Below are 26200 nucleotides of genomic sequence, written 5' to 3'. Positions count from 1 at the left end.
TTTGGGGCGTTTGCCAAAAGTGACCCGCCGTAAGGGCGGAACCCTAAGTGGCCGTTACCGCAGAAACGGATATGTACACCGCCCAACACCCCCAGCGAGGCCACCATCGAAATCGCAGGCAAGCCTCGCCCCTACAGCGGTTCGAAGTTGCCTAAGGTTTCTGCCCGTACCACCTCGGCGTATACACCCACTCCCCCCCTCCAGCCTTGGGAAACACACAGGTCGTGGATGACCCCACCAACACCATAGTGCGCATATCCACCTGCTCCGGTGTCAGCTCGCCCAAGGTGATAACGCGCAACGTCTGCCCCGGACGCCCGATATCCCGCCCCAGCACCACCGGCGTATCCGCGGTGCGGTGCTGGCGCACGATCTCCAACGCGCGCCCCAGTTGCCAAGGGCGCGAGCGCGAGATCGGGTTATAGAACGCCAAGGCCAGGTCGGCCTGGGACGCCAGGTCCAGGCGCTTCTCGATGATTGCCCAGGGCTTGAGGTTGTCCGACAGGGACAGCACGCAGAAGTCGTGGCCCAGGGGCGCGCCAGCCTGTGCGGCGGTAGCCAGGGAAGCGGAAACTCCGGGAAGGATTTCCAGCTCGACCCGATGCCAGCCCGGCTCGCTGGATTCGTGCAGCGCTTCCAGCACCGCCGCGGCCATGGCGAACACCCCCGGGTCGCCGGAGGACACCACCACTACCGAACGGCCTTGGGCCGCGAGCTCGAAGGCGTGGCGGGCACGCTGCATTTCTTCGCGGTTGTCGGTGCAGTGCATGACCTGGTCGGCGCGGAACGGGCCGGCCATGCGCACATAGGTTTCGTAGCCGAGGATATCGTTGGCCCGCGCCAGTTCGGCTTTCACCGCCGGCACCATCAGCTCGGCGGCGCCAGGGCCCAGGCCGATCACCGCCAGGCGGCCACGGGGGCGGCCGATCTGCTGCGGGTCCAGCGGCTGGCTGGCCACGGCAATGGCGATGTCTTCACCCACGCTGAGCGGCGGCAGCAGTTGCGGCACAGCCTGTTGCGCCAGCTCGGCGACGCTGCCCGTCGCCGGGGCGAAACGCAGGGGCACGCCCAGCTCGGCAGCGGCTTCGCGCAAGGCCGGGCTGGCCATGTCGCTGTCAGCGGCCAGCAGGCAGGCGACGGATTGCACGGCGATCTGCTTCTGGTGCAAGGCCTCACGCAGCGCATCGGCACCAGCGATATTGCCGTTGCAGGCGATCAGCACACTGCGCGGATAGATCAGCAGTTCGTTGGCGGCGGGCTCGCGCTCGGCCGAACCGACGCGGATGGTCAGCCGGGCATGCCGGTCTTCCGGCAACCGGGCCTCGGCCAGCCAGGGCGCGGCGCCTTCGATGCGCACGCTTTCACCGCCCAGCAGATCGGAGACGAAACGCTTGCCCAGCTCCAGATCACCCAGGGCATAGCCGCTCGGTGGGTTGAGCAGGCAGGTGCCGAAGCGCAGCTCGCCGCTGGTGGTGATGGCCGCCGCCACACCCAGGCCGGCGGCGATTTCCCGGGCCATGACGTTCACTCCGCCCAGGCCACCGAGCAACGGCACCACGGCGCTGCCGTCTTCGGCCACGGCCAGCACCGGCGGCTCCGCGCCCTTCTCCAGCAGCAGCGGCGCCAGGGTGCGGATGACGATGCCTGCAGCGCACAGGGCGATGATCGGCGTGTCCTGTTGATACAGCTGACGCAAGGTCGCGCCGAACTCCTGGTACGGGCGGTCGGCGCCCTCGACCCGTTCGGCCAGGCCGTGGATCAGCGCATCCGGGTACAGCTGCTGAAGCTTGCGCGCAGTCGCCAGGCTGCCTTGGCCAAGGATGACGATGGCCGGTGCGGAACGGGCCATCAACCTTGCCACCTTTCACCGGGCACGATGATCAACGAGAAATACGGCGAGGACATCGGCTGCACTTCATCCAGCGGCACGATCTTCTGGTTGGCCATGGTCGCGCGCTCGACGTACAGCGCGCGCTCGGCCAGGCCCAGCTCTTCGAGCACCTGGCGCACCTTGGGGAAGTTGCGCCCCAGCTTCATCACCACCGCCGCGTCGGCATCGGCCAGGCGGCGCTTGAGTTCGTCATGGGGCAACACGCCGGAGAGCACCGACAGGCTCTGGTTGCGATACACCAGCGGCGCGCCCAGCACCGAGGCGCCACCGAGCATCGAGCACACCCCCGGCACCACTTCGGCCGGGTAACGCTCGGCCAGGCGGTCGTGCAGGTACATGTAGGAACCGTAGAAGAACGGGTCGCCTTCGCAGATCACCGCCACGTCGCGGCCGGCGTCCAGATGCTTGGCCAAGTCTTCGGCGGCGCTGTCATAGAAGTCGCTGATCACTTGCTCATAGGACAGCGGCGCCGGCAGCACTTCGGTGGTCACCGGGTAGACCAGCGGCACCAGGGTCTGCGCGCCTTGCAGGTGTGCTTCGATGATGCCGAAGGCATTGCCCTTTTTACCCTTGGCGACGAAGTACGCCACCACCGGCGATTCGCGCAGCAGGCGCAGGGCCTTGACGGTAATCAGTTCCGGATCACCGGGGCCGACGCCCAGGCCGATCAAACGTCCAGGTTGCTGCATCATTCGATCTCCGTGGCCAGGGCGTTGACGGCGGCGGCGGCCATGGCGCTGCCGCCCAGGCGGCCTTGCATGATCACAAAAGGCACGCCGCGGCTGTCGGCGGCGAGCATCGCCTTGGACTCGGCCGCGCCGACGAAACCTACCGGGAAACCGAGGATCAGCGCCGGTTTCGACGCGCCGGCGTCGAGCATTTCCAGCAGGTAGAACAGCGCGGTCGGGGCGTTGCCGATCACCACCACGCTGCCTTCCAGGTACGGCCGCCACAGTTCCAGGGCCACCGCCGAGCGGGTGTTGCCCAGCTCGCGGGCCAGCTCCGGCACGCTTTCGTCGCGCAGGGTGCAGATCACCTGATTGTTCGCCGGCAGACGGGCGCGGGTAATGCCTTCGGAGACCATGCGCGCATCGCAGAGAATCGGCGCGCCAGCGGCCAGGGCAGCGCGCCCGGCCTTACCCGCGCCTTCGGAGAACTGCAGGCCGTCGATGGCATCGACCATGCCGCAGGCGTGGATCACCCGCACCGCGAGCTTTTCCAGGTCCGCGGGGATGCGATCGAGCCTGGCCTCCTCGCGAATGATCGCGAAGGAGTTGCGATAGATCTCCTGACCGTCGCGGATGTAATCAATCATGGGTGTTGCTCCGTGGGCGGGCATCGAGCAATGCGCCGGCCGCTTCAAGGGAAAGGTTGCGTGCGTGCAGCGTGCCGAAACCCGGCTGCGCGGCATCGCGAAAATAGAGGTCGTAACGACCGGGGGCGACGGCCAGCAAGGTAGCCGGTGCCACATGGGCGGCGGCGCAGGAACGCGAGCAGCCGGACAGGTGCACGTCCAGCTGATGTCCGTGACGCTGGAGCAAGGCAGCCAGCTTCAGCGCGTCGCCCTTGGTGTCAGCCAGGGCCTTGCCGCAGCCGCTGGAACCGGTGCAGGCAATCAGGTGGGCCAGGGGCTGCTCTGGCGAGCAGAGAAACCCCAGCTGTTGCAGGCAGCGCGTGACTTCAGGCGCATCTTCGGCCCGCAGATTTGGCAGCAACAGGCTCTGCCAGGGCGTGAACCTCAGGCTGCCGTCGCCCCATTGCTCGGCCAGCTGCGCCGCGCCGCGCAGCATCGACGGGTCCAGCCGCCCCAGGGGCGTGACGGCACCGACATAGACCTGGTCCGGTTGCCGCTGTGGATAAGTGCCGATATGCAGCGGCTCGGAAGGGGCCACGCGCTGCCAATCGCCAATTCTGATCACCGGCCCCGGCAAGCGCGCGGACACCTGCGCCAGCAGCGCGTCCGCCGAGTGTTCCGCCAACAGCTGGCGCATGCGGGTCTGTTCGGGGCGGGCCAGGTCGAGGAACAGCTCCAGCACCGCCACCACCAGGGCCAGCCCATCCTCCAGCGCCACGCTGGCCAGGGGCCGGTCCCCAGGGCAGCCGGCCAGACCGAAGGCCAGCCAGGGCTCGCCCGCGCCTTCGAACGCCGAAAGCCACAGGTCATGGGGATGTTCCAGCATGGCCAGGGCCTCGCCGCCGTCGAGTTGCACGGCGAACTTGGGCGACAACTCATGAAAGCGCGGATGGCTTTGCACAGTGGCGAGAATCTGCCCGGCCAGGGGACGGGTGTCGAGGATCATCGTGCGGTCGATCCCGGCCGTGGGGCTGAGCATCAGGTTGCGCACGTCATCGCCGGCCGCGGTGGTCGGCCCCAGGCCGGCGGCCAGCAGGTCGGCAATCAGCGCCTGATGCTCGGCGCCGATCCCGCGAATCTGCAGGTTGGCGCGGTTAGTCGCCTCGATCACCCCGCCGGCATAACGCTCGGCCGCAGCGGCCACCGCGCGGGCCTGGGCGGTGCTGATCGCCCCGCCGGCCAGCTTGATCCGGCAGATACCGCCGTCCAGTGCCGGGACGATACGCAGCAACCCCGGACAGGCCGAGGGGCGTAAGGCGGTGGACATCGGGCGTTCGTTCAAGGGGGTGACCGGCTGTGTGGGAAAGGCGCTTCGCGGGCGAAGGCGCGGTATTATGCCTGCTTTGTCCGAAGGCATGAAAAGCCTGCCTGTCGGAAGAACAGGTTTTACCCTCGAGGAATAGCGATGTCGCCCTGGCTGACAGTAGTGGGAATCGGTGAAGACGGCTTCAAGGGCCTGGGCAAGAACGCCCGGCGGGCCCTGATGGGCGCTTCGCGGATCGTCGGCGGCCAGCGGCAACTGGACCTGTTGCCGGTGTGCATCCGCGGCGAACGGCAACTGTGGCCGAGCCCATTCTCACTGGAGCCGGTGCTGGCCAAGCGCGGCGAGCCGGTGTGCGTGCTGGCCAGCGGCGACCCGATGTTGTTCGGCGTCGGCGCCAGCCTGGCGCGGCAGGTGGCTCATGAAGAAATGCACGTCCTGCCCTCGCCTTCCTCTTATTCACTGGCGGCCGCGCGCCTGGGCTGGCCGCTGCAAGAGGTGGTGACGCTCTCGGTGGTCGCCCGCCCCGTGGCCGCCCTCAGCGCCCAGCTGTTCAGCGGCGTGCGCCTGCTGGTCCTGAGCAATGACGGCCTCAGCCCCTCGGCCATCGCCGCGCTGCTGCGCGAACGCGGCTTCGGCCCGAGCCGTCTCAGCGTGCTCGAGCACCTGGGCGGCGAGGCCGAACGACGGACCGACAGTACCGCCAACGACTGGAGCGACCCGGCCATCGCCGACCTCAACCTGGTGGCCATCGAATGCCTGGCCGAGCCCGATACGCCGCGCCTGTCGCGCCTGGCCGGCTTGCCCGACTCGGCCTTCCAACATGACGGCCAGCTGACCAAGCGCGACGTCCGCGCCATTACCCTAGCCCGTCTGGCCCCGGTGCCCGGCGAACTGTTGTGGGATGTCGGCGCCGGCAGCGGCTCGATCGGCATCGAGTGGATGCGCGCGCACCCCAGCTGCCGGGCCCTGGCCATCGAAGCCGACCCAGGCCGCCAGCAACTGATCGAACACAACCGCGACGCCCTCGGCGTGCCCGGCCTGCAACTGGTTCGCGGCAGCGCGCCCCAGGCGCTGGATGGCCTGGAAGCCCCGGACGCGATCTTCATCGGCGGCGGCGTGACCCGCCCCGGTGTGCTCGATGCCTGCTGGGCCCGGCTCAAGCCCGGTGGCCGGCTGGTGGCCAACGCCGTGACCCTGCAAAGCGAAACGACCCTGATGGCCTGGCGCGAACGGCATGGCGGCGAGCTGACCCGCATCCATGTCGCCCAGGCCCTGCCGCTGGGGGACTTCGACACCTGGCGCCAGGCCCTGCCCATTACCTTGCTCGACCTCGTCAAACCGCTATGAGCACCCTACCCTCCCCTGTAGGAGCGAGCTTGCTCGCGATCCAGACCACGCGGTCCGTCTGGCGAACGCTATCGCGAGCAAGCTCGCGCCTGCACAAGGCCGCGCGGCATGCGTGAAGAAACGGCGGAACAACCGGCCCCGCTGCGCAGCGGCCTGACCACCGGCAGCTGCGCCACCGCCACCAGCCTGGCGGCGGCGCGCCTGTTGCTCGGCGGTGCCAGCAGCGACGCCGTGGAGATCGTCCTGCCCAAGGGCAAGCAGGTGCAGATGCGCCTGGAGTTCTGCCGCCTCACCGACACCGGCGCCGAGGCCGGCACGATCAAGGATGCCGGCGACGACCCCGACGTGACCCACGGCGCCCTGCTCTATTCCCAGGTGCGCCTGAGCCCGGACAGCGGCATTCGTTTCATCGCCGGCCAAGGCGTGGGCACCGTGACCCGGCCGGGGCTGGTGCTGGGTGTGGGCGAACCGGCGATCAATCCGGTGCCGCGCCGGATGATCAGCGAGCACCTGGCAACCCTGGCCCGGGAACAGGGTTACCAGGGCGGCTTCGAGGTCACGGTCAACGTCGAGGATGGCGAAGCCCTGGCGCTGAAAACCATGAACCCGCGCCTGGGCATTCTCGGCGGCCTGTCGATCCTCGGCACCAGCGGCATCGTGCGGCCGTTTTCCTGCGCGGCCTATATCGCCTCGATCCACCAGGGCATCGATGTCGCCAAGACCAACGGCTACCTGCACATCGCCGCCTGTACCGGCAATGCCAGCGAAGACACCATGCGCCGCGTCTACGACCTGCCGGAAATCGCCCTGATCGAAATGGGCGACTTTGTCGGCGCCGTGCTCAAGCACCTGCGCAAAGTACCGGTGGACAAACTCAGCGTGTGTGGCGGCTTCGGCAAGATCAGCAAGCTTGCGGCCGGGCACATGGACCTGCACAGCCGCCACTCCAGCATCGACCTGCCGCAACTGGCCGAGTGGGCCGCGGCGGTCGGCGCCGACCCGGCGCTGCAAAGCGCCATCCGTGGCGCCAACACCAGCCAGCAAGCGCTGGCCATGGCCAGCGCCGCCGGCATCGCCCTGGGCGACGCGGTGTGCCAGCACGCCCTGGACTTCGCCCGCAGCGTGGTGCCGCCACAGGTCCAGGTCGAAGTCTTCGCCATCGATCGCCAGGGCGGCATTGTCGGCCATGCCGGAGCTTTTCGATGAAACCCATACTGCTGCTGGGCGGCGTGACCGAGGCCCTGGCCATCGCCCGGACCCTGGGGCCGGAGCACATCTATAGCCTGGCGGGCATCGGGCGCGTGCCCGCAGACCTGGACTGCCAGGTGCGGGTCGGCGGCTACGGCGGCGCCGAGGGCCTGGCCCGGTTCATCCGCGAGCAAGGCATCGAGCTGCTGCTGGACGCCACTCACCCCTATGCCGCCCAAATCAGCCAGAACGCCGCCACGGCCGCGCAACTGTGTGGCATCCCCTGCTGGGCCCTGCGCCGACCGGCCTGGCAAGCACAGGCCGGTGACGACTGGCGCGAAGTCCGCGACTGGGCCGAACTGGTCCAGGCACTCGAACCCTTCAAGCGCCCGCTGTTCACCCTGGGCCGCGAACCCTTGCAGCATCTGCATGAGATCCCCGCCGGGCAGTTCTGGACCCTGCGCGCCCTCGACCCGTACCCCGGCAATGACCGGTGCGAAGTGATAGGCGCACGCGGCCCCTTCCTGATCGACAGCGAACGCGAGCTGTTCGAACGCCGCCGTATCGACGTGCTGATCAGCAAGAACAGCGGCAGCAGCGCCACCGAACCCAAGCTGGAAGTGGCGCGCGAGCGTGGGGTGCCGGTGCTGATCCTGCAACGGCCGTCGTTGCCAGCCGTCGATCGGGAATTCCATGACCTGGGCGAGTTGCTCCAGGCCCTGCGCTGACCGCCTGGCCGCACAAAACCCGGCCGATATATCGAGTTACCAAGTCCCCCGCTGAACGGTAGGACGCAGCCCTGGCCGCCGCGCCACGGGACCTTCGCGTATTGAAGACAGAGGAAACACTTGCGGCGTTGGCCACGGACAGGCTTTGCGGCACGATCAAAGGCCTACCCATATAGTAACTTATTTGTTACCTTTAAGGCCGACGATGATCACAGTCGAGGAATACCAGCAAGAGAACCAGCGCAGCCCCTTCGGTCGCTGGTTCGAAACGCTGGATACCCAGGCAGCCGTCAAGGTTTCCACCGCGCTGCTGCGCCTGGAAATGGGCAACACATCCAACATCAAGTGGTTCGACGGGCTTGGCGAATACCGCATCGATTGGGGCCCGGGCTACAGGATCTACCTGATCCAGGAAGGCTGGCACCTGGTGATCCTGTTTGGCGGTGGCGACAAGTCCAGCCAGCAGGCAGACATCAGGCAGGCAAAAAAACTGATCGCCGAATTCCATCACCGCAAGAAGGCCGAACTGAAAACGAGGTGACACCCATGGCACTGACTCGAAGCTTCAAGCACAGCATTGCCGAACGCGCCGAGCGCGACCCGGCGTTTTCCCAGGCGCTGCTGGACGAGGCTGCTACGCTGTTTCTCAACGGCGAACCGGAGATGTCGCGGATCATTCTGCGCGACCTGGTCAACGCCACCGTCGGCTTCGAAGCCCTGGCCCGCGAGACCGCCAAGCCCAGCAAGAGCCTGCATCGCATGCTGTCCGCCAGCGGCAACCCGAGCATGGACAACCTGGCTGCGATCTTCGCCGCCATCCGCGCCAAGCTCGGCGTGGCCATCGAGGTCCGCGCGGTACCGGCTCACTGAGGAACGGCCAATCCAGGTGGCTCTGCGACACCACACCGCACGGCGCCTTTTTACTTATCCACAGCGATCAGGCTAAATACCCCCCTGTTCGCTCAACCTGACGGATCGTCACCATGTCCCGACAACGGCTCGCATTTGCCTGGATCGCCTGCTTCGCAGTGCTGTTCAACATGCTTGCCATGCCGCTTTCGGGAGCCATGCAGCAGACCGATCGAGCACCTGCCGAGCAACTGTTGTGGGGCAGCTTCTGTTCCTCCAGCGGCACCAAACTGGTGGCGATCTCCCTGGGCAAGCTGGAACAGCAAGCCCCGCAGAACGACGATCACTCCACCATGCAGCACTGCTGGTGCTGTTCCGGCTCGGCGCCCCTGGTCGCCCTGCCAGGCCATGCGCCGCAGTTGTATTTCGCCCGTTTCGAGTCCAACCGCAGCGTCGCGCCACCCGCGCTGGTCATGCCCACGCCACGCCAGCAATGGCCGAGCCTCAATCCCCGCGCTTCACCTCTGGTCTGATTCCACCTCGCAATTGATCTGCGTGTCGAATCGTTCTGGAGAACTGCCATGTTGAAATCCGTACAGGCCTTGCAAGCCCTGCTGCTGGCCGCCCTGCTGTTGCCCGCTGGTTTTGCCGCCGCCCATGAATACCAGGCTGGCGAGTTGCAGATTGCCCACCCTTGGTCACAGGAGCTGCCGCCCAACGCACCGACGGTGGCGGCCTATTTCGTTATTCACAACACCGGCAAGAATGCCGACCGCCTGCTCGGCGTCGACTCGCCGATCTCGGGCAAGGCCGAGCTGCATGAACACGTGCAGCAGGGCGACCTGATGAAAATGCAGCAGGTGCCCAACGTGGCGATCGCCCCAGGTGCGACCGTCACCTTCGCGCCCATGGCCTATCACGTGATGCTGCTGGAGCTCAAAGATCGCAGCCTGCTCAGCGACGGCAAGCGCTTCCCCCTGACCCTGCACTTCGAGAAATCCGGCGACGTCACGGTCGAGGTGGCGGTGCAGAAGCAGGCGCCCGCGGGCAGCCAGGAACACATGCACGCCCAATAAGCCCCGGCCGTCATTACCGTGAACGCCTTGCGCTCGCCTGGCACCCGGCGATCCGTGCGCACGCCCCTGAAAGTACGGCGTGGCAGCTGGATCAGCCTGTTCGCCATGCTGATGATCTTTATCGGTCCGCTGATTTCCCAGTCGATGCCGATGGATCAGGCTGTGCCGATGAACCTGTCCATGTCCATGTCGATGGACATGAACATGGGCGAGCCCGGCTGCCACGGTGAAAACCCTCACGGCGCGGAGCACGGCAAGGTCCAGGGCGAACACCATGCGCTCTGGGAAAAATGCGGTTATTGCAGCCTGCTGTTCAACTGCCCGGCGCTGCCTGGCAGCTTGTCGTTCACGGCGCTCGACAGTTCGCCGTCCAGCCACTTCCTCACCCCCTCGCCGCGCCTGGGCCATGCCCGGCAGACGGTGTTCCCCGGCGCCCGGACCCGCGCGCCACCTGTCATTGCGTAAACCCCTCAACCGCACTTCACCCGGCCGACTGTAGAAAAGACAGCCGCAGGCTGCTGGCCGTGTTGTTTACGAAATGATTGATGGAACCTTTATGTCCAGGTTTTCTGCTGACACTCGCCTGTGCTCCGCCCAGGCCCCCGCTACCTTTGCCCTGAACGAACCTCGCGTACGTTTCAGCCACGCCATCGCCCTGCTCTGCGGCGCCCTGCTCACGCCGCTGGCCCTGGCGGCCGAACAGCCGGTGGATCACAGCCAGCACGGCGAAGAACTGAGCCCGACGGTAATCACCGCCATCGCCCCCAGCTCACCGTTGACCGTGGTCACCAACCCCAAGGATCCGCGCCAGCCGGTCCCGGCCAGCGATGGCGGCGACTACCTCAAGACCATCCCCGGCTTCGCCCTGGTGCGCAACGGCGGCACCAACGGCGACCCGGTGCTGCGCGGCATGTTCGGCTCGCGCCTGAACATCCTCACCAACGGCGGCATGATGCTCGGCGCCTGCCCTGGCCGCATGGACGCGCCGACCTCCTATATCTCGCCGGAAACCTACGACAAGCTGACGGTGATCAAGGGTCCGCAAACCGTGCTCTGGGGGCCGGGCGCTTCGGCCGGGACCATCCTCTTCGACCGCGAGCCGGAAAACTTCGGCGAGCTGGGTACCCGGGTCAACGCCAGCGTCCTGGCCGGCTCCAACGGCCGCTTCGACAAGGTAGTGGATGCCGCCGCCGGCGGACCGCTGGGTTACGTGCGGGTGATCGGCAACCAGGCCCATTCCGACGACTACAAGGACGGCAACAACGACACCGTGCCGTCGCGCTACGACAAGTGGAATGGTGACGTGGCCCTGGGCTGGACCCCGGACGCCGACACCCTGCTGGAGCTCACCGCCGGCAAGGGCGACGGCGAAGCGCGTTACGCCGGGCGCGGCATGGACGGTTCGCAGTTCAAGCGGGAAAGCCTGGGCCTGCGTTTCGAGCGTTCCAATATCGGCGAGGTGCTGGATAAGGTCGAGGCGCAGGTCTACTACAACTACGCCGACCATGTGATGGACAACTACAGCCTGCGCACGCCGTCCGGCACCGGGATGATGGCCGGCCCCATGGCCAGCAACGTCGACCGCCGCACCCTCGGCGCGCGGATCAAGGCCACCTGGCGCTGGGCCGATGTGCAGTTGATCAGCGGTATCGATGCGCAGACCAACGAGCACCGTCAGCGCAAAGGCATGGGTATCGACACCTATAAGGACCAGCCGCGCACCAAGGACGCCGACTTCCATAACTACGGCGCGTTCGGCGAGCTGACCTGGTACGCCGCCGACCGCGACCGGCTGATCAGCGGCGCCCGAGTGGACCGCGCCTCGGCCAAGGACTACCGCCAGAGCATCGGTTCCGGAATGATGGCCCGGCCCAACCCGACCGCCGGCGATACCCGCGCCGACACCCTGCCCAGCGGTTTCATCCGCTACGAGCATGACCTGGCCGACAGCCCGACCACGGTCTACGCCGGCATCGGCCACGCGCAACGCTTCCCGGATTACTGGGAGCTGTTCTCGCCGAAAATGGGCCCGGCCGGATCGGTCAACGCCTTCGATTCGATCAAGCCGGAAAAGACCACCCAGCTCGACTTCGGCCTGCAATACAAGACCGCGGAACTGGAAGCCTGGGCCTCGGGTTACATCGGCCAGGTACGCGACTACATCCTGTTCAACTACCGCCCCGGGATGATGGGCATGACCTCGCAAGCCGAGAACATCGACGCCCGCATCATGGGTGGCGAACTCGGCGCGGCCTACAAGCTGACCGACAACTGGAAGGCCGACGCCACCCTCGCCTACGCCTGGGGCAAGAACAGCAGCGACGGCTCGCCGCTACCGCAGATGCCGCCGCTGGACGCGCGTTTCGGCCTGACCTACAGCGCGGACAACTGGAGCGCAGGCGCCCTGTGGCGAGTGGTGGCGGCGCAGAACCGCATCGACGAAAACAAGGGCAACGTGGTCGGCAAGGACTTCGGCAAGAGCGGCGGCTTCGGCGTGTTCTCGCTCAACGGCGCCTATCGGATCAACAAGAACCTGAAGGTCAGCACCGGCGTCGACAACCTGTTCGGCAAGGCCTACGCCGAGCACCTGAACCTGGCCGGCAACGCCGGGTTCGGCTACCCGGCCAATGACCCGCAAGCCATCAACGAACCGGGGCGCACGCTCTGGACCAAGGTGGACCTGAGCTTCTAAACACAACAACAAATGGAACCGCTGCCGAAGGGCTGCGATAAGGCCGAAGGCCTTCAGCGCTATTGAGTACGTTGCGGCCGTTCCGGCCGATCGCAGCCTATCGGCAGCGGCTACAGAGAGTAATTGCCCATGCGGAGCATTCCCTGATGAGCCAACCGAAAGTGTCTTTCTATAACCTGGCCTGGCGCTGGCATTTCTACGCCGGGCTGTTCGTGGCCCCTTTCATGGTGATGCTGTCCCTGACCGGGATCATCTACCTGTTCAAACCCCAGCTCGACCCGCTGATGTACGGCCACCTGCTGCAGGTGCCGGCGGGGCACCATATGCTCAGCGCCGATGAACAACTCCAGCGGGTCCGGGCCGCGTATCCCCAGGGCCATGTCAAACAGTACCTGCCGCCGCTCGAAGCCGGGCGCAGCGCGCAGTTCGTGGTGCAGAAGGAAGGTGGCGAACTCAATGTGTTCGTCGACCCTTACCACGGCAATATCCTTGGCGAGCAGGACGCCAAGAACAATCTGCAAGCCATCGCCCGGGCCATCCATGGCGAGCTGATGATCGGCACCCTCGGCGACCGCCTGGTAGAGCTGGCGGCGGGCTGGGGCATCGTCCTGGTGGTGTCCGGGCTGTACCTGTGGTGGCCGCGCGGCAAGTCTTCGGCCGGGGTGTTGTGGCCGCGGTTCAGCAGCCGCGGCCGTGTGCTGTGGCGCGACCTGCACGCCGTGGTCGGCTTCTGGGGCGCGGCGTTCCTGCTGGTGATGCTGCTCAGCGGCATGACCTGGACCGGCTTCTGGGGCAAGCAATACGCCGAGCTGTGGAATCGCTTCCCGGCGGCGATGTGGAACGATGTGCCCAAGTCCGACCAGCAGGCCGGCGAGCTCAACACCGCCAGCCGTCAGACCGTACCCTGGGCCATGGAGAACACACCGCTGCCGATGTCCGGCGACCATGCCGAACACATGGCCCACGGCGCCGCGCACGAAGGCCCGGCGGCGCCCACGGTCAGCCTGCAGCAGGTGCAGGACATCGCCACCCAGCGCCAGGTCGAAGCCGGCTACAGCATCACCCTGCCGACCAGCGCCAGCGGCGTGTTCACCATCGCCGTGTTCGCCGACGACCCGCGCAACGACGCCACCCTGCATGTCGACCAGTACACCGGCAAGGTCCTGGCCGATGTGCGCTGGCAGCAGTACAGCAACGTCGCCCGCGCCACCGAAGTCGGGGTGATGCTGCACGAAGGCAAGATGTTCGGCCCGTTCAACCAGATCGTGGTGCTGCTGATCTGCCTGATGATTCTGCTGAGCGCCGTCAGCGGCCTGGTGATCTGGTGGAAGCGTCGCCCCCAGGGGCGCCTCGGTGTACCGCCGCTGCGCCATGACCTGCCGAAATGGAAAACCGCGATGGCGATCATGCTCGCGCTGGCCGTGGCCTTTCCCCTGGTCGGGGCCTCGCTGGTGGCCGTGTGGCTGCTGGATCGCGTGCTGTTGTCGCGCTGGAACCGCTCGACTGAATCGGCCTCATCTTCATCATGAACCAGGCGAGATGCGCGGTTTAGAGGGATCTGTAGACTGCTGTCGGTTCAATTTACGACACGCACAATGTTACCTTGTAACATTAAAGTGTAAGATCCCCTACCCGCAGCCGCCCATGCTGCGGGTAACCCTCTCGAAGAAGCGACTCAGCCGCCCCGATGAACCGCCCGACAAATAAGCTCCTGGCGTCCAGCCTCTGCCTGCTGGCCCTGAATCACCCCGCCCAGGCCGACGACGCACCCCTGATACTGCCCACCGGCACCATCAGCGCGCCCGCCATCGACGCGCAGGACATCAGCCTGCACACTCCGACCACCGCCGGTTCGCGCCTGGGCCTGAGCGCCCTGCAAACCCCGGCCAGCACCGAGAGCCTGAGCGGCGAGCGCATTCGCCAGCGTGGCGACCGCAGCGTGCAGGACGCGGTGTCGCGCGGCACCGGGATCAGCCGCACCGGCACGCCCGGCGACGGCGGCACTTCGTTGTCGGCGCGCGGCTTTACCGGCCAGGGTTCGGTGATGCAGTTGTATGACGGCAATCGCCTGTACAGCGGCATGGGCACCGTGACCTTCCCGGTGGACACCTGGTCGGTGGAGCGGGTGGATGTGCTGCGCGGCCCGGCCTCGGTGCTGTATGGCGAAGGCGCCACCGGCGCGGTGGTCAATGTGATCCCGAAGAAACCCTTCGCCGGCGAGATCGAAAACCACCTGCGCCTCGGCTACGGTTCCTACGACAGCCAGCAGCAGGCCCTCGACAGCGGCGGCTCGCTGAGCGACACCCTGAGCTATCGCCTGAACCTCAACCGCCTGCGCAGCAACGGCTGGATCGATCGCGGTGACAGCGCCAGCGACTTCATCAGCGCGGCGCTGCGCTGGCAGGCCACGGACGACCTGGCGTTCACCCTCGCCCACGACTACGGCGACCAGCAGCCGATGAATGATTTCGGCACCCCGCTGGTCAATGGCCGCTTCCATGAGGGCCTGCGGGACAAGAACTACAACATCGGCAACGACAAGCAGCACTACAACGATCAGTGGACGCGCCTGACCAGCGAGTGGCAGCTCTCCGACACCCTCAGCGCCAGCAACGAGCTGTATTACCTCAAGGCCCAACGGCGCTGGCAGAACGCCGAAAACTACAGCTGGGACACCGCCGGCCAGCAGCTTCTGCGCAGCGGCAACTTCGCCATCAAGCACCAGCAGGAGCAGGTCGGCGATCGCCAGACCTTCACCTTCAAGCACGGCCTGTTCGGCCTCGACAGCCAGACCCTGGCCGGGGTCGATTACAACCGCATCCGCTTCCAGCTCAACAGCAACTCGCCGTTCAAGGATGCGCTGCCGGATGGCCAGCCGCTGGATCTGCAACACCCGGACAAGGGCCGCTTCGACAGTGCCTCGGCCTATCGCCCGCAATTCCAGAGCACCACCAAGCAGATGTCGGCCTTCGCCGAAAACCGTACCCAACTGAGCGAGCGCTGGTCGCTGGTGACCGGCGTGCGCCGCGACTACGTGCAGGTGGATCGCGACAACCTGGTGGACGGCAGCCAGAGCGACAAGACCCTGACCGGCAACAACTGGAAGGCCGGGCTGGTATTCGCGCTGACGCCGGACACCTCGTTCTACGGCCAGTACGCCACCAGCACCGACGGCGTCGGCGGCCTGATTTCCCTGAGCCCGAGCCAGCAGCAATACGACCTGGCCCGCGCCCGGCAGAGCGAGATCGGCCTCAAGCAGATGTTCTGGGACCAGCGCGGCGAGTGGACCCTGGCGGCCTATCACATCGTCAAGAAGAAGCTGCTGACCGACGACCCGGGCAACCCGACGCTCAAGCAGCAGGTCGGCCAGCAGTCGTCCCGCGGCCTGGAAGCCAGCCTCGACCTGCAACTGCCCCACGCCTGGCAACTGCAAGCCAATGCCGCCATCGTCAAGGCCGAGTACGACGACTTCCAAGAACAGGTCGGCAACCAGTTCGTCTCGCGCAGCGGCAATCGCCCGGTGGACGTGCCACGGCGCACCGCCAACCTGTGGCTGAACAAGGCGGTGACCGATAACCTGCGGGCCGGTGCCGGGGTGCGTTATGTCGATGCCCGCTACGCCGACCTGGCCAACCGCAACGAGCTGCCCAGCTACACCGTGGTCGACGCGGTGTTGTCGTGGAAAGCCCTGCGCGACACCACCTTCGGTTTGCAGCTGAACAATCTGTTCGACCGGCAGTACGCGCAAAGCCAATACAATGAGGGCCAGCAATGGATCCTCGGCGAACCACGGTCGTTTTTCGTGACCGCCGACTACACCTTTTAACCAATACCTGTAGCCGCCGCCGAAGGCTGCGATCGGTCTGCGCGGCATTCCGACGCAGCACACGCGCTCTTGAGGTCCTCGGAAGGTCCTGCGGACCTCTTCGCAGCCTTCGGCAGCGGCTACAGGGCATCACACGGACACCGCATGACCTCGCTGAACCTCACCAACCTGGCCTGGACACCCCTGGGCCAGGGCCACTGTCATCACCAGTTCCAGCTGCGTGAGGCCAGCCTGCGCGTGGCGCCGGGGGAGTTCGTCGGGCTGATCGGGCCCAACGGCAGCGGCAAGACCAGCCTGCTGCGCTGCAGCTATCGCTTCAGCCGGCCGGACCAGGGCGAAGTCCGGCTCGATCACTACAACGTCTGGAAGCAGACACCGCGCTGGTGCGCGCAACGCATCGCCGTGGTGTTGCAGGAGTTCCCCGATGCCTTCGGCCTGACCGTCGCAGAAGTGGTCGCCATGGGCCGCACCCCGCACAAGGGCCTGTTCGACGGCGACAGCACCGCAGACCGCGCCATCGCCCGCCAGGCGCTGGAGTCGGTGGGCCTGCTGGGTTTCGAGGCGCATGCCTTCGCCACCTTGTCCGGCGGGGAAAAGCAGCGGGTGATCCTGGCCCGCGCCCTGGCCCAGCAACCGCAACTGCTGATCCTCGACGAGCCGACCAACCACCTCGACCCGCGCTACCAGCTGGAGCTGCTGCAACGGGTCAAGCGCCTGGGCATCGGCACCCTCGCCAGCATCCATGACCTGAACCTGGCCGCCGCCTTCTGCGATCGCCTGTACGTGATCGATCACGGACGCATCGTCGCCAGCGGCACGCCCGAGCAAGTGCTGACGGTCACGCTGCTGCGCGAGGTGTTCGGCGTCGACGCCCTGGTCGACCAACACCCGCTGTCCGGCTACCCACGAATCACTTGGATAACCCAACCATGACCCCGCGCGTCTCCCTCAACTGCCTGATCCCTGCCGGCCTGGCCCTGTCGCTGCTCGCCGGCCAGGCCTGCGCCGAAGCCACCCGTTACCCGCTGACCGTCCACAGTTGCAACCGCGAGGTGACCTTCAAGGAAGCACCGAAGCACGCCCTGAGCCACGACATCAACATGACCCAGATGATGCTCGCCCTGGGCCTCAAGTCGCGCATGGTCGGCTACAGCGGCATCAGCGGCTGGAAGGCGGTGACGCCCGAGATGCAGGCCATCCTCGACGGCCTGCCGGAGCTGGCGGCCAAGTACCCGTCGGTGGAAACCCTGCTCGACGCCAATGTCGATTTCTTCTTCGCCGGCTGGGACTACGGCATGCGCGTCGGCGGCGACCTGACCCCACAGACCCTGACGCCGCTGGGCATCAATGTGCTGGAGCTGACCGAGTCCTGCGCCTTCGTGATGAAGCGCCCCGCCGCCAGCCTCGACGACACCTACAACGACCTGCGCAACCTCGGGCGGATCTTCGATGTGCAGGACCGTGCCAACCAGTTGATCGCCGAGATGCAGCAACAGGTCGCCGCGATCCAGCAGGACCTGCCCACGGAAAAACCGCGGGTGTTCCTCTACGACAGCGGCGAAGACCGCGCCATGACCTCCGGCCGCCTGGGCATGCCCCAGGCGCTGATCGACGCCGCCGGCGGACGCAACATCCTCGACGACATCGAGGCCAGCTGGACCCGGGTCAACTGGGAAACCGTGGTCGAACGCAACCCGCAGGTGATCGTGATCGTCGACTACAGCGAAGTCACTGCCGAGCAGAAACAGCAGTTCCTGCTCAACAACAAGGCGCTGCAATCGGTGGATGCGATCCGTAACCAGCGCTTCATCGTGATCCCCTACGTGCAGGCGACGCCGGGCATCGATAACGTCGAAGCGGTGCAAACCCTGGCCAAGGGTTTCCACGGCGCATGATCGATCGTCGTTATGCCTTGTTGCTGACTGCCCTCGGCGCGTTACTGCTGGCGTCCTGCGTGCTGTCCCTGGGTTTCGGTTCGGCGCGGGTACCGGTGGATGTGGTCTGGCGCATCCTGCTGCACAAGACTCTCGGCCTGGGCGAGGCGGACTGGAGCGCCGGGCAGGAACATATCGTCTGGCTGATCCGCGTGCCGCGCATGCTGCTCGGGGCCCTGGTCGGCGCCGGGCTGGCCTTGATCGGCGCGGTGCTGCAAGCCGTGACGCGCAATCCACTGGCCGACCCGCACCTGCTCGGCGTGACCTCCGGCGCCACCCTGGGCGCGGTGATCGTGGTGCTGCATGTGGGTGAAATCGTCGGCCTGCTGACCCTGCCCATCGCCGCCTTTATCGGCGCATTGGCGAGCATGCTGCTGGTGCTCGGCATCGCCGCGCGCCACGGCCGGCTCGACAGCGACCGCCTGCTGCTGTGCGGGGTGGCGGTGTCCTTCGTGATGATGGCGGTGGCCAACCTGCTGCTGTTCATGGGCGACCACCGCGCCAGCTCGGCGGTGATGTTCTGGATGCTCGGCGGGCTGGGCCTGGCGCGCTGGGAGCTGCTCGCGGTGCCGGCGGCCAGCGTGCTGCTCGGGCTAGTCCTGCTGCTGGGCATGGCACGGCCATTGAACGCGCTGATGGCCGGCGAGCAGACCGCGGTGACCCTCGGTTTGAATGCCCGCAACGTGCGGCTGCGGGTGTTCCTGATCGCGTCCTTGATGACCGGGGTGCTGGTGTCCATCAGCGGCTCCATCGGCTTCGTCGGGCTGATGGTGCCGCACATCGCCCGGCGTCTGGTGGGCGCCGAGCATCGGCGGCTGTTGCCGGTGTGCGTGCTGCTGGGCAGCGTGTTCCTGGTCTGGGTCGATGTCGCCGCCCGCACCCTGATCGCCCCCGAAGACCTGCCCATAGGCGTGGCCACGGCGGCCATTGGCGGGCTGTTCTTTATCGGCCTGATGCGCCGCCGCTGAAAGGCGTCCTACAGAAGAACAATGTCCGACGCAGCCCTGTAGCCGCTGCCGCAGGCTGCGATAAGGCCGAAGGCCTTTGGCGATCTTGAAGCCGTGCGCGCCCTTCGGTCGCGATCGCAGCCTGCGGCAGCGGCTACAGGTCATCACCGGCACCAGTGCGGCGCATTCGTGCGCACCAAAGACGCCTGATGGCCCCGCATTGGTGCGCCAGCTTTCTCCCCCACTCCGTAAAAGCGACGTTTTCATGCCCTGTGCCGACTAGGCACACCCCTTGCAAAACAGCCCTTCAGTAGTCCGCATCTGCCAACCAAGAAAACTCATAAGTTCATGGAGATCGCACAATGAAGCGTCGCAGCTTGATCAAGGCTTTCACACTCACGGCAAGCATTGCCGCGATGGGCATGACCTGGACCGTCCAGGCCGCCGAGACCATCAAGGTCGGCATCCTGCATTCGCTGTCGGGGACCATGGCGATCTCCGAAACCTCGCTCAAGGACATGGCGCTGATGACCATTGACGAGATCAACGCCAAGGGCGGCGTCAACGGCAAGCAGCTCGAGGCGGTGGTGGTCGACCCGGCGTCGAACTGGCCGCTGTTCGCCGAGAAGGGCCGCCAGCTGCTGACCCAGGACAAGGTCGCCGTGGTGTTCGGCTGCTGGACCTCGGTGTCGCGCAAGTCGGTGCTGCCGGTGTTCGAGGAACTCAACGGCCTGCTGTTCTACCCGGTGCAATACGAAGGCGAAGAGATGTCGCCGAACGTGTTCTACACCGGCGCGGCGCCTAACCAGCAGGCGATCCCGGCGGTGGAATACCTGATGAGTGAAGACGGCGGCAGCGCCAAGCGCTTCTTCCTGCTCGGCACCGACTATGTCTACCCGCGCACCACCAACAAGATCCTGCGCTCGTTCCTGCATTCCAAGGGCGTGGCCGACAAGGACATCGAAGAGGTCTACACCCCATTCGGCCACAGCGACTACCAGACCATCGTCGCCAACATCAAGAAGTTCTCCGCCGGCGGCAAGACCGCGGTCATCTCCACGGTCAACGGCGACTCCAACGTGCCGTTCTACAAAGAGCTGGCCAACCAGGGCCTGAAAGCCACCGACGTACCGGTGGTGGCCTTCTCCGTGGGCGAGGAAGAACTGCGCGGCATCGACACCAAGCCGCTGGTGGGCAACCTCGCGGCCTGGAACTACTTCGAGTCCGTGGAGAACCCGGTGAACCAGAAGTTCGTCGCCGACTGGAAAGCCTACGCCAAGGCCAAGAAGCTGCCGGGCGCGGATAAAGCCGTGACCAACGACCCGATGGAGGCCACCTACGTCGGCATCCACATGTGGGCCCAGGCGGTGGAGAAAGCCAAGTCCACCGACGTCGACAAGGTCCGCGAAGCCCTGGCCGGCCAGACCTTCGCCGCGCCGTCGGGCTACACCCTGACCATGGACAAGACCAACCACCACCTGCACAAGCCGGTGATGATCGGCGAGATCCAGCCGGACGGTCAGTTCAACGTGGTCTGGCAGACCGAAGGCCCGATCCGCGCCCAACCGTGGAGCCCGTTCATCCCGGGCAACGACAAGAAGCCGGACTACGCGGTGAAGAGCAACTAAGCAACGGATGGATGCCGGCCGCCGCTCCCGCGTCCGGCACAACCTCTGTAGCCGCTGCCGCAGGCTGCGACAGGTCCGCAGGACCTTGAGGCCCTCGAGAGCACGTCCTCTGCGAGGCCGATCGCAGCCTGCGGCAGCGGCTACAGACCCACGCTCCGCGCAAGGCCATTGATATGCCCACTGCCCTCTACCGTTTCATCCTCGCCTGCCTGCTGTTGCTGCCATTGGCCGCCAGCGCCGGCGACGCCGAAGACTTCGTCGCGGCCAACGCCACGCAACAGGCCAGGCTGCTGGAAAGCTGGGCCGCGCAGCCCGACCCGGCGCGCCTCGAACTGCTTGGCGCCTTGCAGCAAGGCCAGCTGACCGTCGATGGCCAAGCCAAGACCTTGCGCCTGAACAATCGCCTGCGGGGTCTGATCGACACCGCCATGGCCAGCCATCAACTGCTCGCCGCCGACGCAAAGATCCGCCTGGCCGCCGCGCAGCAGTTGCAGAAAAGCGCCAAGCCGGCGCAGCTGAAATTCCTCGATGCCAGCCTGGCCGCCGAACAGGACCAGGCCGTACACGACGCCCTGAGCCTGGCCCTGGCCAACCTGCAACTGGTGGACAGCGACCCGGCCGTGCGCCTGGCTGCGGTGCGCCTGCTGGGTGAAACCGGCGACCCGCTGGCCCGCACCCGCCTCGAAGGCCTGCTCGAACCCGGCGTGGAAGCCGATGCCGGGGTGCGCACCGCCGCCGAAACCAGCCTGGCCCAGGTCAAGCGCAAGCTGCTGGTGGGCGAGGTGCTCGGACAGGCCTTCAGCGGCATGTCCCTGGGCTCGATCCTGCTGCTGGCGGCCCTGGGCCTGGCGATCACCTTCGGCCTGCTCGGGGTGATCAACATGGCCCACGGCGAGATGCTGATGCTCGGCGCCTACTCCACCTACATGGTGCAGCTGCTGTTCCAGCGCTACGCCCCGCAGGCCATCGAGTTCTATCCGCTGATCGCCCTGCCGGTGGCGTTCTTCGTCACCGCCGGCATCGGCATGGCCCTGGAACGCACGGTGATCCGCCATCTCTACGGCCGGCCGCTGGAAACCCTGCTCGCCACCTGGGGCATCAGCCTGATGCTGATCCAGCTGGTGCGCCTGGTGTTCGGCGCGCAGAACGTCGAGGTGTCGAACCCGGCCTGGCTGTCCGGCGGGATCCAGGTGCTGCCCAACCTGGTGCTGCCCTACAACCGCATCGTGATCATTGCCTTCGCGCTGTTTGTCGTCGTACTCACTTGGCTGCTGCTGAACAAGACCCGCCTGGGCTTGAACGTGCGTGCGGTCACCCAGAACCGCAACATGGCCGCCTGCTGCGGCGTGCCCACCGGACGGGTCGACATGCTTGCCTTCGGCCTCGGTTCCGGCATCGCCGGTCTCGGTGGCGTGGCCCTGAGCCAGATCGGCAACGTCGGCCCGGACCTGGGCCAGAGCTACATCATCGACTCGTTCCTGGTGGTGGTGCTCGGCGGCGTCGGCCAACTGGCCGGTAGCGTGTTCGCCGCGTTCGGCCTGGGGGTAGCCAACAAGATTCTCGAACCCCAGATCGGCGCCGTGCTCGGCAAGATCCTGATCCTCGCGCTGATCATTCTGTTTATCCAGAAACGTCCGCAAGGCCTCTTCGCATTGAAAGGACGGGTGATCGACTGATGAATCAACCATTGCTCATTACCGCCAGCCAGAAGGCCGGGCCCAAGGTTTCCGGCGCCGTCGGCGCGCTGATCCTGGTGGTGCTGCTGGCCCTGCCGCTGCTCTCGCTGCTGACGCCGGACAACCCGCTGCACGTTTCGGCCTACACCTTGACTCTGGTGGGCAAGATCCTCTGCTACGCCATCGTCGCCCTGGCCCTGGACCTGGTCTGGGGGTATGCCGGGCTGCTGTCCCTGGGCCATGGCCTGTTCTTCGCCCTCGGCGGCTACGCCATGGGCATGTACCTGATGCGCCAGGCCGCGGGGGACAGCCTGCCGGCGTTCATGACCTTCCTCTCGTGGACCGAGCTGCCGTGGTACTGGAGCGGCACCGGCAGCTTCCTCTGGGCCCTGTGCCTGGTGGTGCTGGCGCCGGGCTTGCTGGCGCTGGTGTTCGGTTTCTTCGCCTTCCGCTCGCGGATCAAGGGCGTGTATTTCTCGATCATGACCCAGGCCCTGACCTTCGCCGGCATGCTCCTGTTCTTTCGCAACGAGACCGGGTTTGGCGGCAACAACGGCTTCACCAACTTCCGCACCATCCTCGGCTTCGGCATCACCGAGCCTGGGACCCGCGCAGTGCTGTTCCTGGCCACCGTGCTGTTGCTGGTGGCCAGCCTGTATATCGGCTGGCGCCTGGCCCGGAGCAAGTTCGGCCGGGTGCTGACCGCGCTGCGGGACGCGGAAAACCGCCTGATGTTCTGCGGCTACGACCCACGCGGCTTCAAGCTGTTCGTCTGGGTGCTGAGCGCGGTGCTGTGCGGCCTGGCGGGGGCGTTGTATGTACCGCAAGTGGGCATCATCAACCCCAGCGAAATGTCGCCGACCAACTCCATCGAGGCCGCCGTGTGGGTCGCCCTGGGCGGTCGCGGCACGCTGATCGGCCCATTGCTCGGCGCCGGCGTGGTCAACGGCATGAAGAGCTGGTTCACCGTGGCCTTCCCGGAGTACTGGCTGTTCTTCCTTGGGGCGCTCTTCATCATCGTCACCCTGTATTTGCCCAAAGGCATCATCGGCTTGCTGAAGAAAAGGGGCGAATCATGAGAATCACACCGACGGCCGAATTCATGCTCGAACCTATCCTCGATGCCAACAAGGATGCAGGCGCCAGCCGCGACGCCATCGGCCTCGGCCAGGCCGCCGGCAAGGGCCTGAACACCCGCCACGGCACCATCCTGACCCTGGAAGACATCAGCGTCAGCTTCGATGGCTTCAAGGCGCTCAACGACCTGAACCTGTACATCGGCGTCGGCGAGCTGCGTTGCATCATCGGCCCCAACGGCGCGGGCAAGACCACCCTGATGGACGTGATCACCGGCAAGACCCGGCCCACCCACGGCAAGGCCTGGTTCGGCGAAACCCTGGACCTGACGCAGATGAGCGAGGTGCAGATCGCCCAGGCCGGCATCGGCCGCAAGTTCCAGAAACCCACGGTGTTCGAAGCCCTGAGCGTGTTCGAAAACCTGGAGCTGGCGCAGAACACCGACAAGTCGGTATGGGCCAGCCTGCGGGCGAAACTCTCCGGCGAGCAGAAAGACCGCATCGACGAAGTGCTGGAAACCATTCGCCTGACCGCCTCGGTGGAACGCCAGGCCGGCCTGCTGTCCCACGGCCAGAAGCAGTTCCTGGAAATCGGCATGCTACTGATGCAGGACCCACAGTTGCTGCTGCTCGACGAGCCGGTGGCGGGCATGACCGATGCCGAGACCGAGTTCACCGCCGAGCTGTTCAAGCGCCTGGCGGGCAAGCATTCGCTGATGGTGGTGGAGCACGACATGGGCTTCGTCGGCTCGATCGCCGACCACGTCACCGTGCTGCACCAGGGCAGCGTGCTGGCCGAAGGGTCGCTGGAACAGGTGCAGGAAAACGAACGGGTGATCGAGGTCTATCTCGGCCGCTGATCCCTCGAACACCACATGATCCTGTAGCCGCTGCCGCAGGCTGCGATAGGCCGGGGTCGCGCTCGACCCGCAGGGCCTTCCGAGGCCCCCAAGAGCACGTCCTCTTCGAGGCCGATCGCAGCCTTCGGCAGCGGCTACAGCGATCGGCGCAAGCCAGAAGGAACCGGAAATGCTGCAAGTCGACAAGTTGCACCAGTACTACGGCGGTAGCCACATCCTGCGCGGCCTGAGCTTCGAGGCGAAGGTCGGTGAAGTCACCTGCCTGCTCGGACGTAACGGGGTGGGCAAGACCACCCTGCTCAAGTGCCTGATGGGCCTGCTGCCGGCCAAGGAAGGCACGGTGAACTGGGAAGGCCAGGCCATCACCGCCTACAAGCCCCATCAACGGGTGCATGCCGGCATCGCCTACGTGCCCCAGGGCCGGGAAATCTTCGGCCGCCTGACCGTGGAAGAAAACCTGTTGATGGGGCTGTCGCGTTTCCCCGGTTCCGAAGCCAAGGAAGTGCCGGCCTTCATCTACGAGCTGTTCCCGGTGCTGCTGCAAATGAAACAGCGGCGCGGCGGCGACCTGTCCGGCGGCCAGCAACAGCAACTGGCCATCGGCCGGGCCCTGGCCAGCCGGCCGCGGCTGTTGATCCTCGACGAGCCCACCGAGGGCATCCAGCCGTCGGTGATCAAGGAAATCGGCGCGGTGATCAAGAAACTCGCGGCCCGCGGCGACATGGCGATCCTGTTGGTGGAGCAGTTCTACGACTTCGCCGCCGAACTGGCCGACCAGTATCTGGTGATGTCCCGGGGCGAAATCGTCCAGCAGGGCCGCGGTGAAAATATGCAAGCCGAGGGTGTACGCGGCCTGGTTACCATCTAAGTTACGATCTAGCCTGTAACGTCCAGACAATAAGCACGAACCATGAACCTGCCAGCCCACACCGCCCTGTTCACCCCCAGCTGGCATGCCGAGCTGGAACTCGGCTACGCCCGCTTTGGCGACAGCACGCGCCCGGTGCAGCGCCGACACAAGGGCCCGCTGCGGGTGCAGAAGCACCTGTACGCCGAGGGCCCCGAGGTCTGCCAGCACATCATCGTGCATCCGCCCGGCGGGATTGCCGGCGGCGACCGCCTGCAAATCCGCGCCAGCGTCGAGCGCGATGCCTGGGCGCAACTGACCAGCCCCGGCGCCGCCAAGTGGTATCGCGCCAACGGGCCCGCCTATCAGACCCTGGAATTGAACGTCGCCGCCGGCGCCACCCTGGAATGGCTGCCCCAGGAAACCATCGTGTTCAGCGCCGCTCAGGCCGAACTGAGCACCCGTATCGAGCTGCACGGCGACGCCCGGCTGTTCTATTGGGATGTGGTGGCGCTGGGCCGCCCGGCCAGCGACGAGCGCTTCGACCTCGGGCATTTCCAGTCGCACCTGGACATCCGCCGCGACGGCCAGTTGCTCTGGCACGAACGCCAGCGCATCGGCGGCGGCGACGGTTTGCTCGACTCACCGATCGGCCTGGACGGCCAGCCGGTCTTCGCCACCCTGCTGGCCACCGGCGAGATCGACAGCCAGCTGCTGGAGCGTTGCCGTTCGCTGCACCACTCCGAACATCGGTCAGTACGCGGCGACCTGACGCAACTGCCCGGCCTGCTGGTGGCTCGCTGCCTGGCCAGCGAAACGCTGCTGGCCCGCGCCTGGCTGATCGACCTGTGGCGCCTGTTGCGCCCGGCCCTGTTAGGGCGCGAGGCGCTGCCGCCGAGGATCTGGAACACATGACACAGCGACACGACTTTCCTGTAGCCGCTGCCGCAGGCTGCGATCGTCCGCGTAGCGGGCGCCAAACCAGACGCTGCGGTGTATCAGGCAGATCGCGTCAAC

General features: G+C 66.2%; 24 protein-coding genes. 20 read left to right on the top strand and 4 right to left on the bottom strand.

Annotated features, from left to right (window positions below):
• Positions 1 to 151: 151 nt before the first annotated feature.
• The 4 genes from cobJ to cobG are packed head-to-tail and all read right to left on the bottom strand — an operon-like array spanning position 152 to position 4512.
• Positions 152 to 1849: a precorrin-3B C(17)-methyltransferase gene (gene cobJ / locus C4K27_RS03230; protein ID WP_053259479.1), complete on the bottom strand. Its 1698-nt coding sequence runs from the start codon at positions 1847 to 1849 to the stop codon at positions 152 to 154.
• A complete protein-coding gene (locus C4K27_RS03225) occupies positions 1849 to 2580 on the bottom strand; it encodes a precorrin-2 C(20)-methyltransferase (protein ID WP_053259478.1) in 732 nt (243 codons plus the stop codon). Before C4K27_RS03225 ends, cobJ begins: the two co-directional genes overlap by 1 nt.
• Positions 2580 to 3206 (bottom strand): precorrin-8X methylmutase, encoded by a 627-nt coding sequence (locus tag C4K27_RS03220; protein WP_053259477.1) that lies wholly within the window; start codon positions 3204 to 3206, stop codon positions 2580 to 2582. The genes C4K27_RS03225 and C4K27_RS03220 overlap by 1 nt, the downstream gene beginning before the upstream one ends.
• Positions 3199 to 4512 carry a precorrin-3B synthase gene (gene cobG / locus C4K27_RS03215; RefSeq protein WP_053259476.1) on the bottom strand — a complete coding sequence of 438 codons (1314 nt, stop codon included), beginning with the start codon at positions 4510 to 4512 and terminating at the stop codon, positions 3199 to 3201. Before cobG ends, C4K27_RS03220 begins: the two co-directional genes overlap by 8 nt.
• Before the next feature lie 138 nt (positions 4513 to 4650).
• Here cobG and C4K27_RS03210 point away from each other — a divergent pair, with 138 nt between their 5' ends.
• From C4K27_RS03210 to C4K27_RS03115, 20 genes are all read left to right on the top strand, one after another.
• Entirely contained in the window at positions 4651 to 5856 is a 1206-nt protein-coding gene (locus C4K27_RS03210) for a bifunctional cobalt-precorrin-7 (C(5))-methyltransferase/cobalt-precorrin-6B (C(15))-methyltransferase (RefSeq protein WP_053259475.1), read from the top strand.
• A gap of 108 nt (positions 5857 to 5964) precedes the next feature.
• Positions 5965 to 7062, top strand: a complete 1098-nt coding sequence (locus C4K27_RS03205) for a cobalt-precorrin-5B (C(1))-methyltransferase (RefSeq protein WP_053259474.1) — start codon at positions 5965 to 5967, stop codon at positions 7060 to 7062.
• Positions 7059 to 7772 carry a cobalt-precorrin-6A reductase gene (locus C4K27_RS03200; RefSeq protein ID WP_053259473.1) on the top strand — a complete coding sequence of 238 codons (714 nt, stop codon included), beginning with the start codon at positions 7059 to 7061 and terminating at the stop codon, positions 7770 to 7772. Before C4K27_RS03205 ends, C4K27_RS03200 begins: the two co-directional genes overlap by 4 nt.
• A gap of 205 nt (positions 7773 to 7977) precedes the next feature.
• A complete protein-coding gene (locus C4K27_RS03195; RefSeq protein ID WP_053259472.1) occupies positions 7978 to 8313 on the top strand; it encodes a type II toxin-antitoxin system RelE/ParE family toxin in 336 nt (111 codons plus the stop codon).
• Positions 8314 to 8318: 5 nt separating this feature from the next.
• On the top strand, positions 8319 to 8642 hold the full coding sequence (locus C4K27_RS03190) for a helix-turn-helix domain-containing transcriptional regulator (protein WP_007932872.1): 324 nt from the start codon (positions 8319 to 8321) through the stop codon (positions 8640 to 8642).
• 113 nt (positions 8643 to 8755) lie between these two features.
• Positions 8756 to 9154, top strand: a complete 399-nt coding sequence (locus tag C4K27_RS03185) for a DUF2946 domain-containing protein (RefSeq protein ID WP_007932873.1) — start codon at positions 8756 to 8758, stop codon at positions 9152 to 9154.
• A gap of 48 nt (positions 9155 to 9202) precedes the next feature.
• Positions 9203 to 9697: a copper chaperone PCu(A)C gene (locus tag C4K27_RS03180; RefSeq protein ID WP_053259471.1), complete on the top strand. Its 495-nt coding sequence runs from the start codon at positions 9203 to 9205 to the stop codon at positions 9695 to 9697.
• 54 nt (positions 9698 to 9751) lie between these two features.
• Entirely contained in the window at positions 9752 to 10162 is a 411-nt protein-coding gene (locus tag C4K27_RS03175; RefSeq protein ID WP_053259470.1) for a DUF2946 domain-containing protein, read from the top strand.
• Between the two features lie 91 nt (positions 10163 to 10253).
• Positions 10254 to 12389 carry a TonB-dependent copper receptor gene (locus C4K27_RS03170; RefSeq protein ID WP_053259469.1) on the top strand — a complete coding sequence of 712 codons (2136 nt, stop codon included), beginning with the start codon at positions 10254 to 10256 and terminating at the stop codon, positions 12387 to 12389.
• Between the two features lie 146 nt (positions 12390 to 12535).
• A complete protein-coding gene (locus tag C4K27_RS03165; RefSeq protein WP_053259468.1) occupies positions 12536 to 13918 on the top strand; it encodes a PepSY-associated TM helix domain-containing protein in 1383 nt (460 codons plus the stop codon).
• Positions 13919 to 14076: 158 nt separating this feature from the next.
• Positions 14077 to 16215 (top strand): TonB-dependent receptor, encoded by a 2139-nt coding sequence (locus C4K27_RS03160; protein WP_053259467.1) that lies wholly within the window; start codon positions 14077 to 14079, stop codon positions 16213 to 16215.
• Between the two features lie 144 nt (positions 16216 to 16359).
• A complete protein-coding gene (locus C4K27_RS03155) occupies positions 16360 to 17148 on the top strand; it encodes an ABC transporter ATP-binding protein (RefSeq protein WP_053259466.1) in 789 nt (262 codons plus the stop codon).
• Positions 17145 to 18110, top strand: coding sequence for an ABC transporter substrate-binding protein (locus tag C4K27_RS03150; RefSeq protein ID WP_053259465.1), 966 nt, complete (start codon positions 17145 to 17147; stop codon positions 18108 to 18110). The genes C4K27_RS03155 and C4K27_RS03150 overlap by 4 nt, the downstream gene beginning before the upstream one ends.
• On the top strand, positions 18107 to 19117 hold the full coding sequence (locus tag C4K27_RS03145; protein ID WP_053259464.1) for a FecCD family ABC transporter permease: 1011 nt from the start codon (positions 18107 to 18109) through the stop codon (positions 19115 to 19117). Before C4K27_RS03150 ends, C4K27_RS03145 begins: the two co-directional genes overlap by 4 nt.
• A 341-nt stretch (positions 19118 to 19458) precedes the next feature.
• Positions 19459 to 20724 carry an urea ABC transporter substrate-binding protein gene (gene urtA, locus C4K27_RS03140; protein ID WP_007930955.1) on the top strand — a complete coding sequence of 422 codons (1266 nt, stop codon included), beginning with the start codon at positions 19459 to 19461 and terminating at the stop codon, positions 20722 to 20724.
• 173 nt (positions 20725 to 20897) lie between these two features.
• Positions 20898 to 22400 carry an urea ABC transporter permease subunit UrtB gene (gene urtB, locus C4K27_RS03135; protein WP_053259463.1) on the top strand — a complete coding sequence of 501 codons (1503 nt, stop codon included), beginning with the start codon at positions 20898 to 20900 and terminating at the stop codon, positions 22398 to 22400.
• Entirely contained in the window at positions 22400 to 23479 is a 1080-nt protein-coding gene (urtC, locus tag C4K27_RS03130) for an urea ABC transporter permease subunit UrtC (RefSeq protein ID WP_053259462.1), read from the top strand. The genes urtB and urtC overlap by 1 nt, the downstream gene beginning before the upstream one ends.
• Positions 23476 to 24336 (top strand): urea ABC transporter ATP-binding protein UrtD, encoded by an 861-nt coding sequence (gene urtD / locus C4K27_RS03125; RefSeq protein ID WP_007932912.1) that lies wholly within the window; start codon positions 23476 to 23478, stop codon positions 24334 to 24336. Before urtC ends, urtD begins: the two co-directional genes overlap by 4 nt.
• A gap of 169 nt (positions 24337 to 24505) precedes the next feature.
• Positions 24506 to 25204, top strand: coding sequence for an urea ABC transporter ATP-binding subunit UrtE (urtE, locus tag C4K27_RS03120; protein ID WP_053259461.1), 699 nt, complete (start codon positions 24506 to 24508; stop codon positions 25202 to 25204).
• Positions 25205 to 25246: 42 nt separating this feature from the next.
• Entirely contained in the window at positions 25247 to 26098 is an 852-nt protein-coding gene (locus tag C4K27_RS03115; protein ID WP_053259460.1) for an urease accessory protein UreD, read from the top strand.
• Positions 26099 to 26200: the final 102 nt, after the last annotated feature.

It is taken from the genome of Pseudomonas chlororaphis subsp. chlororaphis (assembly GCF_003945765.1).
Taxonomy (GTDB): domain Bacteria; phylum Pseudomonadota; class Gammaproteobacteria; order Pseudomonadales; family Pseudomonadaceae; genus Aquipseudomonas; species Aquipseudomonas chlororaphis.
The sequence above is the reverse complement of the archived record's forward strand: the minus strand, read 5'-3'. Positions and strand labels throughout refer to the sequence as shown.